Below are 15,439 nucleotides of genomic sequence, written 5' to 3' on the forward strand. Positions count from 1 at the left end.
GCGCCTCAGCGCGCGGCGGGCAGCACGCGGCCACGGCCGGGACCGCCCAGCTCCGGGCCACCGCCCAGGTCGGCCCGGTCGGCGGCGTCCGCGCCGTGGCGAAACCCGGACCCGGACACCGACGGCCGCCGCGCGCGCCGCAGCGACGGGAACTCCTCGGCGTAGGCGCGGTCGACCTGGTCGGTGCGGTCGGCCAGCACCAGGGCGGTGGAGCTCCCGGTCCCCGGCGTCGGCGCGGCCGTCCCGTCGCGTTCGGCCACGGCCCGGCTCTCGGCCTCGCGCAGCCGCTCGTGGATCCGGGCGGCGAACCCGTAGAGCCAGGACCGGCGATACGCCGCCACCGACTCGTCGCGGCCCGGAGGGCGCAGCTCGGCCAGCGGACGGGCGGCCTGCAGCAGCAGCGAGGTGTAGAGCAGCTCGGCCCGTTCGCGATCGGAGTCGAACCCGAACACGGTCACCGCGGGCACCCGACCGCCCCGGGCGTCGTGCATCACCCAGCGGCAGCGCAGCGCCGACGCCGTCCAGCCCAGCAGCCGGGCCTTCCCGGCGCTGTACGGGTCGTCGATCCCGATCCGGACCGACCCGATCCGGTCGGCGGTGCGCGACGGGTCCGCGGCGGCGAGCACGGCGTCGTCGATGCCGTGCCGGGCCATCAGCTCGACGGCCTTGGCGGTGTAGATCTCGGCCTCGTCCGGGGTTCCCGCGCGCTCGGCCTTGGCCAGCAGCTTGCGCACCCGGTCCAGGCGCGCGGCCGGTACCCCCGCGTCACCCGGCGGCGCCGCAGGGTCACGGGGCGACGAGGGGTCCCCGGGCGGGAGCCCGGTGTCGGTGTCGGTCGTCATCAGGTCCTCCTTCGAACTACTGTTCGGAGACTGTGTACCCCGGCCCACCGACAATTCCGGCGCGCCGCGACCCGGCCACGGAGAAGAATCGCAGCCGTTCCTCTCTACACCCCGTCCGCCCGCCGGTCGGCGGGGCGGGTGCGGACACGCCCGGGACGCGCCGAACTACCCTGGGAGGACCATGCCCGACCCCAGTACCTACCGACCGGCCACCGGGACGATCCCGGAGTCGCCGGGCGTCTACCGCTTCTCCGACCCGCGCGGCCGGGTCATCTACGTCGGCAAGGCCAAGAGCCTGCGCCAGCGGCTGAACTCCTACTTCGCGGACCTGTCCGGCCTGCATCCCCGCACCCGCCAGATGGTGACCACCGCGGCGAAGGTCGAATGGACCGTCGTCGGGACCGAGGTCGAGGCCCTGCAGCTCGAGTACAACTGGATCAAGGAGTACGACCCGCGGTTCAACGTCCGCTACCGCGACGACAAGACCTACCCGGTCCTCGCGGTGACGATGAACGAGGAGTACCCGCGGCTGCACGTCTACCGCGGCCCGCGCCGCAAGGGCGTGCGCTACTTCGGCCCCTACGCCCACGCCTGGGCCATCCGGGAGACCCTGGACATGCTCCTGCGCGTCTTCCCGGCCCGGACCTGCAGCGCCGGGGTGTTCAAGCGGCACGGCCAGATCGGACGTCCCTGCCTGCTCGGCTACATCGACAAGTGCTCGGCCCCGTGCGTCGGCAACGTCGACGCCGCCCGGCACCGCGAGATCGTCGAGGACTTCTCCGACTTCCTCTCCGGGCGCACCGACCGGATGGTCCGCGACTTCGAGCGCCAGATGACCGAGGCCTCGGACAACCTGGAGTTCGAGCGCGCCGCCCGCCTGCGCGACGACCTGGGCGCCCTGCGCCGGGCCATGGAGCGCCAGCAGGTGGTGCTCGGTGACGGCACCGACGCCGACGTCGTCGCGTTCGCCGAGGACGAGCTCGAGGCCGCGGTCCAGGTCTTCCACGTGCGCGGCGGACGGGTCCGCGGCCAGCGCGGATGGGTCATCGACAAGGTCGAGCCGACCGACACCGCCCAGCTGGTGGAGCGGTTCGTCATCCAGTTCTACGGCGAGCAGGCCGGGCTGGCCGAGTCCGCCGACGACGCCCACCAGCCGGTGCCGAAGGAGATCCTGGTCCCGGAGCTGCCGCCCGAGGCCGAGGCGCTCACCGACTGGCTCTCCACCCTGCGCGGGTCGCGGGTCGGTCTGCGGATCCCGCAGCGCGGGGACAAGCGGGCCCTGGCCGAGACCGTCGCCCGCAACGCCAAGGAGGCGTTCCAGCAGCACAAGCTGCGCCGGGCCGGCGACCTGACGGCGCGCTCGGCGGCGCTGCAGGAGATCCAGGAGGGTCTCGAGCTCGACACGGCGCCGCTGCGGATCGAGTGCGTCGACATCAGCCACGTGCAGGGCACGAACGTCGTCGCCTCGCTCGTCGTGTTCGAGGACGGGCTGGCCCGCAAGTCCGAGTACCGCCGTTTCGAGATCAAGGACGCGGCCGAGCGCGGCGACGTCGCCTCGATCGCCGAGGTCGTGCGCCGGCGCTTCCGCCGCTACCTCGCCGAGACCGGGGGATACACCGGTGACGGCGCACCGCCGGACGCCGAGTCCTCCGGCGCCGTCGGGGACACGGCCTCCGGCGCCGTCGAGGCGGACGCGGAACCGACGGTGCGGACCGGCATCGACCCCGAGACCGGCCGGCCGCGCAAGTTCGCCTACGCGCCGAACCTGCTCGTCGTCGACGGCGGGAAACCGCAGGTGGACGCGGCCGCCGCCGTGCTCGCCGAGCTGGGGATCACCGACGTCGCGGTCTGTGGCCTGGCCAAGCGGCTGGAGGAGGTGTGGTTGCCCGACGACGAGGACCCCGTCATCCTGTCCCGCACGAGCGAAGGGCTCTACCTCCTGCAGCGGGTGCGCGACGAGGCGCACCGCTTCGCCATCACCTACCACCGCCAGCGTCGTTCCAAGGGGATGACGGCCTCGGCGCTGGACGGGGTGCCGGGGCTCGGGCCGGCCCGTAAGCAGGCGCTGCTCAAGCACTTCGGATCGGTGCGGAAGCTGCGCGCCGCCGGGGCCGAGGAGATCAGCCAGGTCCCCGGTCTCGGAAGGCGGACAGCGGAGGCGGTCCTGGCCGCTCTGGGGGAGGGTGGCCCCGACAATGCGCAGGACGTGCCCGGACCGAGCGGTCCGGACGGGGACAGGACGCAGGAACCCATCGGGTCGGAGGGGCGATGACGGGGGCGATCGGCGGGACTCGGCTGCTGCCGGAGACTGAGGACACGGCGGGGGCCGGGAGCGGGCCGGGGATCGAGGTCGCGGTGGTCAGCGGCCTGTCCGGGGCCGGGCGCAGCACCGCGGCGAAGGTCCTGGAGGACCTGGGCTGGTTCGTGGTGGACAACCTGCCACCGGAGCTGATCGCGACCATGGTCGAGCTCGGCTCCCGGGCCCGTGGTGAGGTCACCCGGATCGCGGTGGTGATGGACGTCCGCAGCCGGGCGTTCACCGACGACCTCGAATCGGTGATCAAGGACCTCGACGGTCGTGGCTACCGTCCCAAGCTGTTGTTCCTGGAGGCCTCGGACGCGGTGCTGGTCCGGCGCTTCGAGAACAACCGGCGCTCGCACCCGCTGCAGGGCGACGGCCGTCTCACCGACGGGATCAACGCCGAGCGCGAGGTCCTGCGCCCGCTGCGCGAGGACGCCGACCTCGTCGTCGACACCTCGAACCTGTCGGTGCACGACCTGCGCGGGCGGATCGAGCAGTCGTTCATGGGCGCCGGTGCCGAGGCGGCGACCCGGGTCACGGTGCTCTCCTTCGGCTACAAGTACGGGCTGCCGCTCGACGCCGACCTCGTCGTCGACGTCCGCTTCCTGCCCAACCCGCACTGGATCCCCGAGTTGCGCGAGCACACCGGGCGCGACGCCGAGGTCCGCGACTACGTGCTGTCCCAGGAGGGCGCCGAGGAGTTCGTCGACCGGTACCTGGAGCTGCTCGGCCTGGTCGGCGCCGGCTACCGCCGCGAGGGCAAGCGGTACCTGACCGTCGCGGTCGGTTGCACCGGCGGCAAGCACCGCAGCGTCGCCATCAGCGAGGAGATCGGCCGCCGGCTCGCCGGGTCCGACGGGGTGCAGGTGCACGTGACGCACCGGGACATGGGCCGCGAGTGAGGCCGGCGCCGGTGCCGGGCAGCGGGGAGTCGTCCGGCCTGCGGGTCGTCGCCCTGGGCGGCGGGCACGGGCTGCACGCGACGCTCTCGGCTCTGCGGCGCTGCTCACCGCGGGTCTCCGAGGTGACGGCCGTGGTCACCGTGGCCGACGACGGCGGCTCGTCCGGGCGGCTGCGCCGCGAGCTGGGATCGCTGCCACCGGGTGACCTGCGTATGGCGTTGTCCGCACTGGCCGCCGACGACGAGCGCGGCCGGTTCTGGTCCGGGGTCGTGCAGCACCGTTTCGGCGGCAGCGGGGCGCTGGCCGGGCACGCCGTCGGGAACCTGCTCCTGGCCGGGCTGCTGGAGGTCACCGACGACCCGGTCGCGACGCTGGACACCGTCGGCGGGCTGCTCGGGATCGCCGGCCGCGTGCTCCCGATGTCGACGGTGCCGCTCGACATCGAGGCCGAGGTCGAGCTGGACGACGTGCCCGGTCCGTACCGGATCCGCGGCCAGGTCGCGGTCGCCTCGACGCCCGGGCGGGTGCTGAAGGTGTGGCTGCGCCCGGAGGACCCGCCGGCCTGCCCGGAGGCGGTGCGCGCGGTCCGCGAGGCCGACGTCGTGCTCCTGGGCCCGGGGTCGTGGTTCACCAGCGTGCTGCCGCACCTGCTCGTCCCGCAGCTGCGCGACGCCGTCGTGGAGACGTCGGCGCGGCGGGTCGTGCTGCTCAACCTCGAGCCCGAGCCGGGGGAGACGGCCGGCTTCTCGCCGGAACAGCACCTGGAGGTACTGTCCGCCCACGCCCCCTCGTTGAGGGCGCACGCCGTTCTCGCCGACTCCGCGTCGGTTCCGCTGCCCGACCGCCTGGACCGAGCGGCCGCGCAGATGCTGACGGCAGGGGGCCGGGTCCGCCTGGCCCCGGTCGCGGACGGCACGGCGACGACGCCCCGTCACGACCCCGACGCGCTGGCGACGGCGCTGCTGGACGTGTTCGACGAGATCATCGGCCCCGACCCGGGCCACCCCGGCGCGACGGCGGTGCCACCGTCGCGGACCGACGACGACGTGATGGCGCACCTGTCCGAGAGGAGCCCGCGATGGCCATGACCGCTGCGGTGAAGGACGAGCTGAGCAGGCTCACCGTCACCAAGCAGTCCTCGCGGCGGGCGGAGGTGGCCTCGCTGCTCCGGTTCGCCGGGGGACTGCACATCGTGGGTGGCCGCGTCGTCATCGAGGCCGAGGTGGACACCGGTTCGGTGGCGCGCCGTCTGCGTCGCGAGATCCACGAGCTCTACGGCCACACCGCCGAGGCGCACGTGATCACGGCCGGTGGGCTGCGCCGCAGTGCCCGGTACGTGATCCGGGTGATCCGCGACGGCGAGGGGCTGGCCCGCCAGACCGGGCTGCTGGACAACCGCGGACGGCCGGTGCGCGGGCTGCCGCCGCCCGTCGTCTCCGGGGACCTGGCCGACGCCGAGGCCGCCTGGCGGGGTGCGTTCCTGGCGCACGGCTCGCTGACCGAGCCCGGCCGCAGCTCCGCCCTGGAGGTGACCTGCCCCGGGCCGGAGGCCGCGCTCGCCCTGGTCGGCGCCGCGCGTCGTCTCGGTGTGGCGGCCAAGGCCCGGGAGGTCCGCGGGGCGGACCGGGTGGTCGTCCGCGACGGCGACGCGATCGGTGCGCTGCTGACCCGGATGGGTGCCCACCAGTGCGTCCTGGCCTGGGAGGAACGGCGGATGCGCCGCGAGGTCCGGGCGACGGCGAACCGCCTGGCCAACTTCGACGACGCCAACCTCCGCCGCTCCGCCCGCGCCGCCGTGGCCGCCGCCGCCCGCGTCCAGCGTGCGCTGGAGATCCTCGGCGACGACGTCCCGGACCACCTGCAGACGGCCGGGAAGCTCCGCGCCGAGCACACCCAGGCCTCCCTGGAGGAGCTGGGCCAGCTCGCCGACCCGCCGATGACCAAGGACGCCGTCGCCGGTCGGATCCGGCGCCTGCTGCACATGGCCGACAAGCGTGCGGCCGATCTGGGCATCCCCGACACCGAGTCGGCGGTCACCGCGGAGCTCCTGGAGGCCGAGGACCCGGCCTGACCGTCCCCGGCGGGTACGGCCGGTGATCGAGGCCGGCCGACGAGCCCGCGTCGTGGGATTCGTCACCGTGGGTAGAGACCTCAGTGACTGCCCGTGGCGGGGCCGGTGCGGAGAGCCGGAGCGGGCTGCGGCATCATGCCGCCGTGACGAAACCGGGTCTCTCCCTCCTCGCCGTCCTTCTCGATCGATCCAGCTCCGCGTGTACCGCAGCCGGTGCGATCCGTTCCGGGGTCGACGCCCTGCTCGCCGACCAGCGGGAACGTCCGGGTGAGCTGCTGGTCACCCTGGCCTCGCGCGGTGCCGCCGGGCAGGAGACCGCGTGCGCGCTGAGCCCGGTCGCCGACGTCGGGCCCGTGGCCCTGAAGCCGCGGGGCGACTCGGCGCTGCACGAGGGGATCGTCACGCTGATCGACGACGTCGGGACCGAGCTGGCCGGGCTGGAGGAGTCCGAGCGCCCGGAGCGGGTCGTGCTGATGGTGGTCGGCGACACCGTGGCCGACGCCGGGGAGACCGAGCGGGTCCGTGAGCTGGTCGAGCGCCAGCGTCACGACTACGCGTGGGAGTTCGTGCTGGTGGACGTCGCCTCCGGCGCTCGCGTGCCGGCGGCGGACGAGCCGGCCGGGCCGGGCGCCCCGGACCGGGGTGACGCGGTGGGCGGCGAGCCCGTCGCCGGGCAGACCCGTACCGACGGACCGGTCGAGGCCGACGCGACCGCCGGGGACCTCCTGGTGGGGGAGCGGACGGATGTCCCGGCCGCGGAGGCCCGCCTGGGCGTCCCGGCGACGGCCGCGATCCTCGCCGGTCCGGGTCCCGACGGTGTGCGGGCCGGCCTGGCCGCGGCGTCGGCGTTCGTGTCCCGGGCGCGGGAGACCCGCCCGTGGGAGCCCGTGGAGGGTTTCGCCGACGAGGAGCGCGCCGCGGCGTCGGTCCCCGCACCGGCCCGGCCGGTCTGGTGGCGTCGCCTGTTCGGCCTCGGCGCCTGACACCGGCCCCGTCGGGTACCGACCCCCGGCCCCGGTGGTCGGCGCCCGGACACGTCCGGCGCCCGCGAGCCGTCCGGCGGCGGGCGAGGGGTTCGGAGATCGCGGCGCAGGTCACCCACCGTGGGGTCCCGTTCGGGGTGGTCACTCCGGATAGGGTGACGCCCGAGAGCCACCGGTGGCGTGCCCGCGACCCGGGTGCGCCGTCCGTCGCCGGAACTCCGGCGGCAGGTGCGCTGCACGACCGACGACGTACGACGAGCCTGTGGAGGCACAGTGACGGTCCGCGTAGGAGTGAACGGTTTCGGCCGGATCGGCCGGAACTTCTGGCGCGCGGTGGACGCTCAGCGCGTCGCCGGAACCAGCGACATCGAGATCGTCGCGGTGAACGACATCACCGACAACGCCACCCTCGCGCACCTGTTGAAGTACGACTCGATCCTCGGACGGCTGCCCTACGAGGTCTCCTCGACCGACGACGAGATCGTCGTCGACGGCAAGGGCTTCAAGGGCCTGGCCGTCCGCGACCCCGCCGAGCTGCCCTGGAAGGACCTCGGCGTCGACGTCGTCGTCGAGTCCACGGGCCTGTTCACCAAGCGTGAGGCGGCCGCGAAGCACCTCGACGCGGGTGCGAAGAAGGTCGTCATCTCGGCCCCGGCCAGCGACGAGGACATCACGATCGTCAAGGGCGTCAACGACGGCGACTACGACGGTTCGCAGAACATCATCTCGAACGCGTCCTGCACCACGAACTGCCTCGCGCCGCTGGCGAAGGTGCTCGACGACCTGCTGGGGATCGAGAAGGGTCTGATGACCACGATCCACGCCTACACCCAGGACCAGAACCTGCAGGACGGCCCGCACAAGGACCTCCGCCGGGCCCGCGCCGCCGCGCTGAACGTCGTCCCCACCTCGACCGGTGCGGCGAAGGCGATCTCGCTGGTCATGCCGCACCTCAAGGGCAAGCTCGACGGCTACGCGCTCCGGGTGCCGATCCCCACCGGCTCGGCCACCGACCTGACCGTCGAGGTCCGCAAGGAGGCGACGGTCGCCGAGATCAACGCGGCGTTCAAGGCCGCGGCCGAGAGCGGACCGCTGCAGGGCGTCCTCAAGTACACCGAGGACCCGATCGTCTCCTCCGACATCGTGACCGACCCGCACTCGACGATCTTCGACGCCGGCCTGACCAAGGTCATCGGCAACCAGGTCAAGGTCGTGGGCTGGTACGACAACGAGTGGGGCTACTCCAACCGACTGGTCGACATCGCCGGGCTGGTGGCGTCGAAGCTGTGAAGACGCTCGACGACCTTCTCGACGAGGACGTCCAGGGCCGCTACGTCCTCGTACGCAGCGACCTCAACGTCCCGCTCGACGACGACCGCACCATCACCGACGACGGCCGCATCAAGGCGTCGATCCCGACGATCACCGCGCTGGCCGAGGCCGGAGCGCTCGTCGTGATCATGGCGCACCTGGGCCGTCCGAAGAACGGGCCGGAGGACAAGTACTCGCTGGCTCCCGTGGCCGAGCGGCTGGGTGACCTGCGCGCCGCACCGGTGCGGCTGGCCGAGCTGGGCAAGGAGCTGCCGAACATGGCGGCCGGCGACGTGGTCCTGCTGGAGAACATCCGGTTCGACCCGCGCGAGACCAGCAAGGACGACGCCGAGCGCGGCGCGTTCGCCGACGAGCTCGTCGCGTTGGTGGGCGACGACGCCGCGTTCGTCTCCGACGGGTTCGGCGTGGTGCACCGCGAGCAGGCCTCGGTCTACGACGTCGCGCAGCGGCTCGACTCCTACGCCGGCGGGCTGGTGCTCTCCGAGGTCGAGGTGCTGCGGACGCTCACCGGTTCGCCGGAGCGCCCGTACAACGTCGTCCTCGGCGGGTCGAAGGTCTCGGACAAGCTGGCCGTGATCGAGGCGCTGCTGCCGAGCGTCGACCAGCTGCTGGTCGGCGGCGGGATGTGCTTCACGTTCCTCGCCGCTCAGGGCCACGGCGTCGGGTCCTCGCTGCTCGAGGCCGACCAGGTGGACAACTGTCGCCGTCTGCTCGACTCCGGCAAGATCGTCCTGCCGGTCGACGTGGTGGTCGCGGACGCGTTCTCCGCCGACGCGAACACCCGCACGGTGCCGGTGGAGGGCATCGAGGACGGCTGGTCCGGCCTCGACATCGGGCCGGACTCGGTTTCGGTGTTCGGATCCCTGCTCCGCGCGACGAAGACCGTCTTCTGGAACGGCCCGATGGGCGTGTTCGAGATGGCGCCGTTCGCGGAGGGCACGCGCGGTGTGGCGCAGGCGATCGTGGACGCCACCGCGGCGGGCGCGTTCAGCGTCGTCGGCGGCGGGGACTCCGCGGCCGCGGTCCGTGCGCTGGGCCTGCCCGAGGACGGCTTCTCGCACATCTCCACCGGCGGCGGCGCGTCGCTGGAGTTCCTCGAAGGAGAGACCTTGCCCGGTGTGGCCGTCCTGGAGGAGCAGTAACATGACGACGTCGAACAACCCGGCCGGGCGCAAGCCCCTGATCGCCGGCAACTGGAAGATGAACCTGAACCACCTCGAGGCCATCGGGCTGGTGCAGAAGCTGGCGTTCGCGCTGCCGGAGAAGTACTACGCCAAGGTCGACGTGGCGGTGATCCCGCCGTTCACCGACATCCGCAGCATCCAGACGATGATCGACGGCGATCGTCTGCACATGGTGCACGGCGCCCAGGACCTGTCCCCGCACGACTCCGGTGCCTACACCGGTGACGTGTCCGGGGCGATGCTGGCCAAGCTCGGCTGCACCTACGTGGTGATCGGGCACTCCGAGCGCCGCGAGATCCACGGCGAGGACGACGCCCTGGTCAACGCCAAGGTGCAGGCGGCAGTCAAGAACGGTCTGACCCCGATCCTGTGCGTCGGCGAGGGCCTCGACGTGCGCGAGGCCGGCGACCACGTGCAGCACTGCACCGACCAGCTGCGCGGGGCGCTGAAGAAGGTCACGGCCGATCAGGCCGCGTCGTTCGTGCTGGCCTACGAGCCGGTGTGGGCGATCGGCACCGGCCGGGTCGCGAGCGCGGCGGACGCCCAGGAGGTGTGCGCCGCGCTGCGGCAGACCCTGCGCGAGCTCTACGGCGACGACGTCGCCGCACGGGTACGGGTGCTCTACGGCGGCTCGGTGAAGTCGTCCAACGTGGCCGAGATCGTGGCCCAGGGCGACGTCGACGGGGCCCTCGTCGGCGGCGCGAGCCTGGACGCCGACGAGTTCGCCAAGCTCTGCGCCATCTCCGCGGGCGGCCCGCTGCCGTAGGCCCCCGCCGGACCGGACCCGGGCCGGTCCCTCTCCGTGTGACGCGAGAGGGACCGGCCCGTCGTCGTCCCACGGGCAGGGGCGCCGGTCACACCGTCGGTGTACGCGGGTATTCTCGGGGGCTCCGGCGAGCGAACGAGATTGGACTGCCCGCGTGCTCCTGACCCTGCAGATCGTCCTCATCATCACCAGCATCCTGCTGGTCGTGCTGATCCTGCTGCAGCGCAGCCGTGGTGGTGGTCTGACCAGCCTGTTCGGTGGTGGCGTGCAGTCGAGCCTGTCCGGCTCCGCCGCCGCGGACCGCAACGTCTCCCGGTACACGGTCTTCGTGGCCCTGATCTGGCTGATCGCGGTCATCGGTAACGGACTGCTCGTCTCGACGAGCTGACACCCGCACACCTTTCGACCGCGCACGCCTCTCGACGCTGTACCCCTCGACGCTAGGGAGACAAGACCATGGCAGGTGGCAACGCCATTCGCGGGACCCGCGTGGGTGCCGGCCCGATGGGCGAGTCGGAGCGTGGTGAGACCGCGTCCCGAGAGCTCGTCCCGTACTACTGCGCCAACGGGCACGTCAACGACACCTGGTTCGCCTCCGGCGCCGAGATCCCGGACACCTGGGACTGCCCGCGCTGCGGTCTCCTCGGTGGCCGCGACGCGCAGGCCCCGCCGGCCCCGCTGCGCAACGAGCCGTACAAGACGCACCTCGCCTACGTGAAGGAGCGCCGCAGCGACGCCGACGGCGACGCGATCCTGGAGGAGGCGCTGGGACGGCTCCGGGCCTCCCGCGAGCTCTGATCCCCCTTGGTGACGACGGGGGCGGTGCCGCCCTTGTTGCGTGACCCCGCCCGCCGGCTCGCCCGACGCGCCCGCCGCTCGGCCGGGCGCCTCGTCGACGAGGTGCTGGCCCGCCACACCGCGGCCCAGACCGCCGCACTGCGCACCGAGCTGGCCGCGCTGCGCGACACGTTCGACCACCGCCTGCGCGACGAGGTGGACCGCGCGATCCGCGAGGTGCACGCCGCCGAGGTGCGCGACCGCCGGGACATGATCGCGGCGGGCGAGCGCGAGGCCGTGCTCTCCAGCGCCCGGTTCGCCCGCGAGGCCATGCCCGACGCGGTCATGCTCGCCGCCCCGCCGGAGACGCTGGCGCACGCGCTGGGCCTCGCCCCGGCCGGCGGCATGGCGCTGGAGTTCGGCGTCTACACCGGAGGCACGCTGCGGGCGATCGCCGAGCACCGCGGCGACGGCCGGGTGTACGGCTTCGACTCGTTCACCGGGCTGCCCGAGCTGTGGCGCTCCGGGTTCGGTCCCGGCGCGTTCGACGACGTCGACGGCCTGCCCGACGTACCCGGCGCCGAGCTGGTCGTCGGCCTGTTCTCGGACACGCTGCACGGGTTCCTGGAGGCCCACCCCGGGCCGGTGGACTTCCTGCACGTCGACTCGGACCTGTACTCCTCCGCGGTCACCGTGCTCGACGCCGTCGGGCCGCGCCTGCGACCGGGCAGCATCGTGCTTTTCGACGAGTTCCTGAACTTCCCGGAGTGGGAGCAGCACGAGGCCCGCGCCTGGTGGGAGTACGCCGACAAGCACGACGTCGCGTACCGCTACGTCTGCTACACCCTGAACAACGAACAGGTCGCGGTCCGCATCACCGAGGGCTGATCACGGCGGGCTCCGGCCCGTGCCGCAGTGGCACGATCCGCCACCAGGTCAGGCACCGCCAGACCCACTCCAGCGGTCCGTGGCGGAACCGTGCGAGCCACCAGCGCGCGGCGAGCACGCCGACGACGACGATCACCGCCGCGACCCCGAGCATCGCCGGCAAGCGCGTCGAGTCCGGCAGCCCGGCCGGGCCGGCGAGCAGCAGGACGAGCAGGGTCGCGCCCACATACTGCGTCAACGCCGTGCGTCCGAGCGGGGTCAGCACGGCCAGCACCCCGCCCCGGGCACGGGTGCGCAGCACACCCAGCAGCGCCACGGTCCAGAGCCCCGCGACCGCGAGCCCGGCGACGGCCGAGTCGGTGTCGAAGCCGCTGTTCGCCAGGTCCGACAGCTGCCACGGCAGGGTCACCGCGGCCACCACCGCGCAGAGGACCCCGGCGACCGCGATCCGGCGGCCGTGCCGGTGCAGGGTGGACGGGATCCGGTAGCGGGCGGTGGCCAGCCCGAGCAGGAACAGCCCCGGCACCAGCGCGAGCCCCGAGGTCCCCAGCGCGAGCGCGGTGACGACCAGCCCGGCCCCGCCGGCCGCCACGGCCCACCGTGGCAGCCACGTCGCGGGAAGAAGCACCACCAGCCCGATGACGGCGTACGGCAGCAGCGCCTCACCGGGCTGCCCGAGGTGGTGCAGCGCCCCGATGCCGGCCAGGACGACGAGCCGCCGGAGGAGGAGCAACCGCGGCCGCGATGCGCGTGCGGCGGAACCGTCCAGGAACAGCGCGAGGCTGACGCCGAACAGAAACGCGAAGATCGGGAAGAAGCGCTGGTGGGCGACGAGCTCCAGCGCGGCCGGGATCGGCAGCATCGGTCCGCCCGGCTCGTCGGTGGAGCGCATCTCCGTGATCTCCGGGACGTTGCTCAGCAAAATCCCGATGACCGCGAGGCCGCGCAAGGCGTCGACCTCGGCGAGGCGGGGGCCGGCGGGAGGGGGAGTGGACGTCACGGTCGGACGGTAGGAGCCGAGCGGGAGTCGTGGCCTCGGCCGGAGGGACGATCCGCGCCGGCCGGGCTCGCCCGTCCGGCCGGGGATGCGGGACACCACCCGGGTCCGTCAGGCGGCGCCCTCACCTGCGGCCGGGCTCCGTTCCTTGATCGCGCACGCATTGTTTACGCTGCGGGACATGACTCGCTGGACGCTCCCCCCGGACAAGATTCCGAGCGCGTGGTTCAACGTGGCCCCGCACCTGACGACGCCGTTGCAGCCGCCGCTGCACCCGGGCACGCGCGAGCCGGTCGGCCCCGACGACCTGGCCCCGCTGTTCTCCTCGACCCTGATCGAGCAGGAGATGAGCGCCGCACCGTGGATCGACATCCCGGGTGAGGTGCTCGACATCCTGAAGCTGTGGCGCCCGACGCCGCTGGTCCGCGCGACGCGTCTCGAGAAGGAGCTGGGCACCCCGGCCCGGATCTACTTCAAGGACGAGTCGATCTCCCCGTCCGGAAGCCACAAGACCAACACCGCCGTCCCGCAGGCGTTCTACAACGCCAAGGAGGGCATCAAGCGCCTGTCCACGGAGACCGGCGCCGGGCAGTGGGGCACGGCGCTGTCGTTCGCCTCGGCCCAGTTCGACCTCGAGCTCAAGGTCTACATGGTGCGGGCGTCCTACGGGCAGAAGCCCTACCGCCGGATCGCCATCGAGACCTGGGGCGGGGAGGTCGTGCCGTCGCCGGTCGACGAGCCGGACCACCCCGGCTCGCTGGGCTCGGCGATCTCCGACGCCGTCCGCGACTGCATGGGCCGCGAGGACACCCACTACGCACTGGGCTCGGTGCTCAACCACGTGCTGCTGCACCAGACCGTGATCGGTCTGGAGGCCAAGGAGCAGCTGGCGCTGGCCGGGGAGAAGCTGCCCGACGTCGTCATCGCGCCGTGCGGCGGTGGCTCCAACCTGGGCGGGATCGCGTTCCCGTTCGTGCCCGACTCCGACGTGCGTCTGCTCGCCGTCGAGCCGCTGTCGTGCCCGACGCTGACCCAGGGGACCTACGAGTACGACTTCGGCGACGTCGCGGGCCTGACCCCGCTGATGCCGATGTACACCCTGGGCGCGGACTTCGTCCCGCCGTCGATCCACTCCGGAGGCCTGCGCTACCACGGCGACTCGCCGCTGATCTCGTCGCTGGTCAAGGACGGGCGGATGGAGGCGATCGCCTACCCGCAGGGCAAGGTGTTCGAGGCCGCCGTGCAGTTCGCCCGCACCGAGGGCAAGATCCCCGCGCCCGAGTGCGGGCACGGCATCCGCGCCGCGATCGACGAGGCGCTGGCCGCCAAGGAGACCGGCGAGGAGAAGGTCATCCTGTTCAACTACTGCGGTCACGGGTTCCTCGACCTGTCCGCCTACGACGACTACAACAACGGTCGTCTGATGGAGGAGCAGGGCTAGAACCGTTCCCGGTGTCCTGACCGGCGTTCCTTTCCGGTCAGGACACCGGTTCCGGCAGCAACGCGGCGTGCTCGGTGCCGAGGGCGATCGCGGCCTCGGCGAACGTCGGGTCGAAGAACTCCGAAGCTGAGCAGCTCGCCGTGGTCGGCGTCGGACCCGCCGATCGCCCGGTCCAGCGCACACAGGGCCGGGCTGCGCATCGCCCGCCGCCCGCGGAACCCGCGCCGGAACACCGTGTTCGCCAGGGTCGCGAGGTCGGTAGCGCGGTCCGCGGGCGGGCCGGCGAACCAGACGTCGACGAGGGCGTGCGGATCCGACGCCACCCGGGCCTGGGCGTTCATCGCGAGCAGGGCCCGCAGGTCGTCGGTCACCGCGCCGCCGAGCAGGATCCGCAGGGCCAGCGCACCGGCCGCGAAGACGTCCGGCTCGACCGTGTCCGGATCGGCGGGCGGTGGCTCCGAGGGCACCTCCGGCGTCGTGGCACCACGCCGAGCCGGTCGCAGCCCAGGGCGAGGGCGGGTTTGAGCGGGGTGTTCATCCGGACGCCCCCGTCGAGGTACCAGCCGGCGGCCCCGCGGGGCGCGTCGATCCGGACGGGCCGGAACAGCGTCGGGACCGCCGCGGAGGCGAGCAGGTGCTCCGGGGTGAGGACGGCGTCGACGTAGGTGATGTCGCGTTCGGTGTCCGGCGGCGGGAGCTCGACGGAGTCCTTGCGCTCGACGAACACGACGGTGCCGCCGGTCGCGACGGACGTGGTCGGGACGGCGACGGCGTCCACCGGGCCGCGGGCGACGTTGTCGTGCAGCCGGTCCCAGTCGACGACCCGGGCCAGCGTCTCGCGCTGGCGTCCGGGGTCGACGAGGCTGGTCAGCCGCACGGGCAGGCCGATCAGGGCACGCAGGACGGCGGGCAGTCCGAGCACCTGCCCGGTCAGCCCCGCACGACGGGGTGCGG

The 15,439-nt window shown here is 73.1% G+C and carries 16 protein-coding genes; 12 read left to right on the forward strand and 4 right to left on the reverse strand.

The window, feature by feature from the left end:
* Positions 1-5: 5 nt before the first annotated feature.
* Complete coding sequence (locus tag EV383_RS15360; RefSeq protein ID WP_130290548.1) at positions 6-842, reverse strand: DUF2786 domain-containing protein; 837 nt, start codon at positions 840-842, stop codon at positions 6-8.
* A 181-nt stretch (positions 843-1,023) separates the two neighbouring features.
* On the opposite strand from EV383_RS15360, the gene uvrC reads away from it, so the two are divergent.
* The 11 genes from uvrC to EV383_RS15415 all read left to right on the forward strand — a co-directional run bounded on the left by uvrC (position 1,024) and on the right by EV383_RS15415 (position 12,047).
* On the forward strand, positions 1,024-3,114 hold the full coding sequence (gene uvrC / locus EV383_RS15365; protein WP_130290549.1) for an excinuclease ABC subunit UvrC: 2,091 nt from the start codon (positions 1,024-1,026) through the stop codon (positions 3,112-3,114).
* Positions 3,115-3,185: 71 nt separating this feature from the next.
* Positions 3,186-4,046, forward strand: coding sequence for an RNase adapter RapZ (gene rapZ / locus EV383_RS15370; protein ID WP_130294491.1), 861 nt, complete (start codon positions 3,186-3,188; stop codon positions 4,044-4,046).
* 38 nt (positions 4,047-4,084) lie between these two features.
* Entirely contained in the window at positions 4,085-5,134 is a 1,050-nt protein-coding gene (locus tag EV383_RS15375) for a gluconeogenesis factor YvcK family protein (RefSeq protein WP_130294493.1), read from the forward strand.
* A complete protein-coding gene (whiA, locus tag EV383_RS15380; protein ID WP_130290550.1) occupies positions 5,125-6,117 on the forward strand; it encodes a DNA-binding protein WhiA in 993 nt (330 codons plus the stop codon). The genes EV383_RS15375 and whiA overlap by 10 nt, the downstream gene beginning before the upstream one ends.
* Positions 6,118-6,260: 143 nt before the next feature.
* Positions 6,261-7,100 carry a hypothetical protein gene (locus tag EV383_RS15385; RefSeq protein WP_130290551.1) on the forward strand — a complete coding sequence of 280 codons (840 nt, stop codon included), beginning with the start codon at positions 6,261-6,263 and terminating at the stop codon, positions 7,098-7,100.
* Positions 7,101-7,373: 273 nt separating this feature from the next.
* Complete coding sequence (gene gap / locus EV383_RS15390) at positions 7,374-8,390, forward strand: type I glyceraldehyde-3-phosphate dehydrogenase (RefSeq protein WP_130290552.1); 1,017 nt, start codon at positions 7,374-7,376, stop codon at positions 8,388-8,390.
* A complete protein-coding gene (locus EV383_RS15395; RefSeq protein WP_130290553.1) occupies positions 8,387-9,574 on the forward strand; it encodes a phosphoglycerate kinase in 1,188 nt (395 codons plus the stop codon). The genes gap and EV383_RS15395 overlap by 4 nt, the downstream gene beginning before the upstream one ends.
* Before the next feature lies 1 nt (position 9,575).
* The gene (tpiA, locus tag EV383_RS15400) at positions 9,576-10,382 is read left to right on the forward strand and encodes a triose-phosphate isomerase (RefSeq protein ID WP_130290554.1); all 807 of its coding nucleotides are present in this window, start codon (positions 9,576-9,578) and stop codon (positions 10,380-10,382) included.
* A gap of 154 nt (positions 10,383-10,536) precedes the next feature.
* Positions 10,537-10,770 (forward strand): preprotein translocase subunit SecG, encoded by a 234-nt coding sequence (gene secG, locus EV383_RS15405; RefSeq protein WP_130290555.1) that lies wholly within the window; start codon positions 10,537-10,539, stop codon positions 10,768-10,770.
* 68 nt (positions 10,771-10,838) lie between these two features.
* On the forward strand, positions 10,839-11,180 hold the full coding sequence (locus EV383_RS15410; RefSeq protein ID WP_130290556.1) for an RNA polymerase-binding protein RbpA: 342 nt from the start codon (positions 10,839-10,841) through the stop codon (positions 11,178-11,180).
* Between the two features lie 33 nt (positions 11,181-11,213).
* Positions 11,214-12,047, forward strand: a complete 834-nt coding sequence (locus EV383_RS15415; RefSeq protein WP_341273731.1) for a class I SAM-dependent methyltransferase — start codon at positions 11,214-11,216, stop codon at positions 12,045-12,047.
* Here the strand turns inward: EV383_RS15415 and EV383_RS15420 are convergent.
* Positions 12,034-13,047 carry a DUF418 domain-containing protein gene (locus EV383_RS15420; RefSeq protein ID WP_242623117.1) on the reverse strand — a complete coding sequence of 338 codons (1,014 nt, stop codon included), beginning with the start codon at positions 13,045-13,047 and terminating at the stop codon, positions 12,034-12,036. The two genes, EV383_RS15415 and EV383_RS15420, sit on opposite strands and share 14 nt — an antisense overlap.
* Positions 13,048-13,216: 169 nt before the next feature.
* On the opposite strand from EV383_RS15420, the gene EV383_RS15425 reads away from it, so the two are divergent.
* The gene (locus EV383_RS15425) at positions 13,217-14,485 is read left to right on the forward strand and encodes a TrpB-like pyridoxal phosphate-dependent enzyme (RefSeq protein ID WP_423213694.1); all 1,269 of its coding nucleotides are present in this window, start codon (positions 13,217-13,219) and stop codon (positions 14,483-14,485) included.
* On the opposite strand, the gene EV383_RS15430 is transcribed toward EV383_RS15425, so the two are convergent.
* Together EV383_RS15430 and EV383_RS15435 are read right to left on the reverse strand one after the other, a co-directional pair.
* Complete coding sequence (locus tag EV383_RS15430) at positions 14,482-14,856, reverse strand: hypothetical protein (RefSeq protein WP_165438361.1); 375 nt, start codon at positions 14,854-14,856, stop codon at positions 14,482-14,484. The genes EV383_RS15425 and EV383_RS15430 overlap by 4 nt on opposite strands.
* Entirely contained in the window at positions 14,853-15,407 is a 555-nt protein-coding gene (locus EV383_RS15435; RefSeq protein ID WP_165438362.1) for a patatin-like phospholipase family protein, read from the reverse strand. The genes EV383_RS15430 and EV383_RS15435 overlap by 4 nt, the downstream gene beginning before the upstream one ends.
* Positions 15,408-15,439 lie beyond the last annotated feature (32 nt).

The organism is Pseudonocardia sediminis (genome assembly GCF_004217185.1).
GTDB classification, from domain to species: Bacteria; Actinomycetota; Actinomycetes; order Mycobacteriales; family Pseudonocardiaceae; genus Pseudonocardia; species Pseudonocardia sediminis.

What these genes read in the sequence shown, in the direction of transcription:
- tpiA (WP_130290554.1), top strand. Translation starts at nt 9,576, where the DNA reads ATGACGACGTCGAACAACCCGGCCGGGCGCAAGCCCCTGATCGCCGGC.
- EV383_RS15360 (WP_130290548.1), bottom strand. Translation starts at nt 842, where the DNA reads ATGACGACCGACACCGACACCGGGCTCCCGCCCGGGGACCCCTCGTCG.
- EV383_RS15410 (WP_130290556.1), top strand. Translation starts at nt 10,839, where the DNA reads ATGGCAGGTGGCAACGCCATTCGCGGGACCCGCGTGGGTGCCGGCCCG.
- whiA (WP_130290550.1), top strand. Translation starts at nt 5,125, where the DNA reads ATGGCCATGACCGCTGCGGTGAAGGACGAGCTGAGCAGGCTCACCGTC.
- uvrC (WP_130290549.1), top strand. Translation starts at nt 1,024, where the DNA reads ATGCCCGACCCCAGTACCTACCGACCGGCCACCGGGACGATCCCGGAG.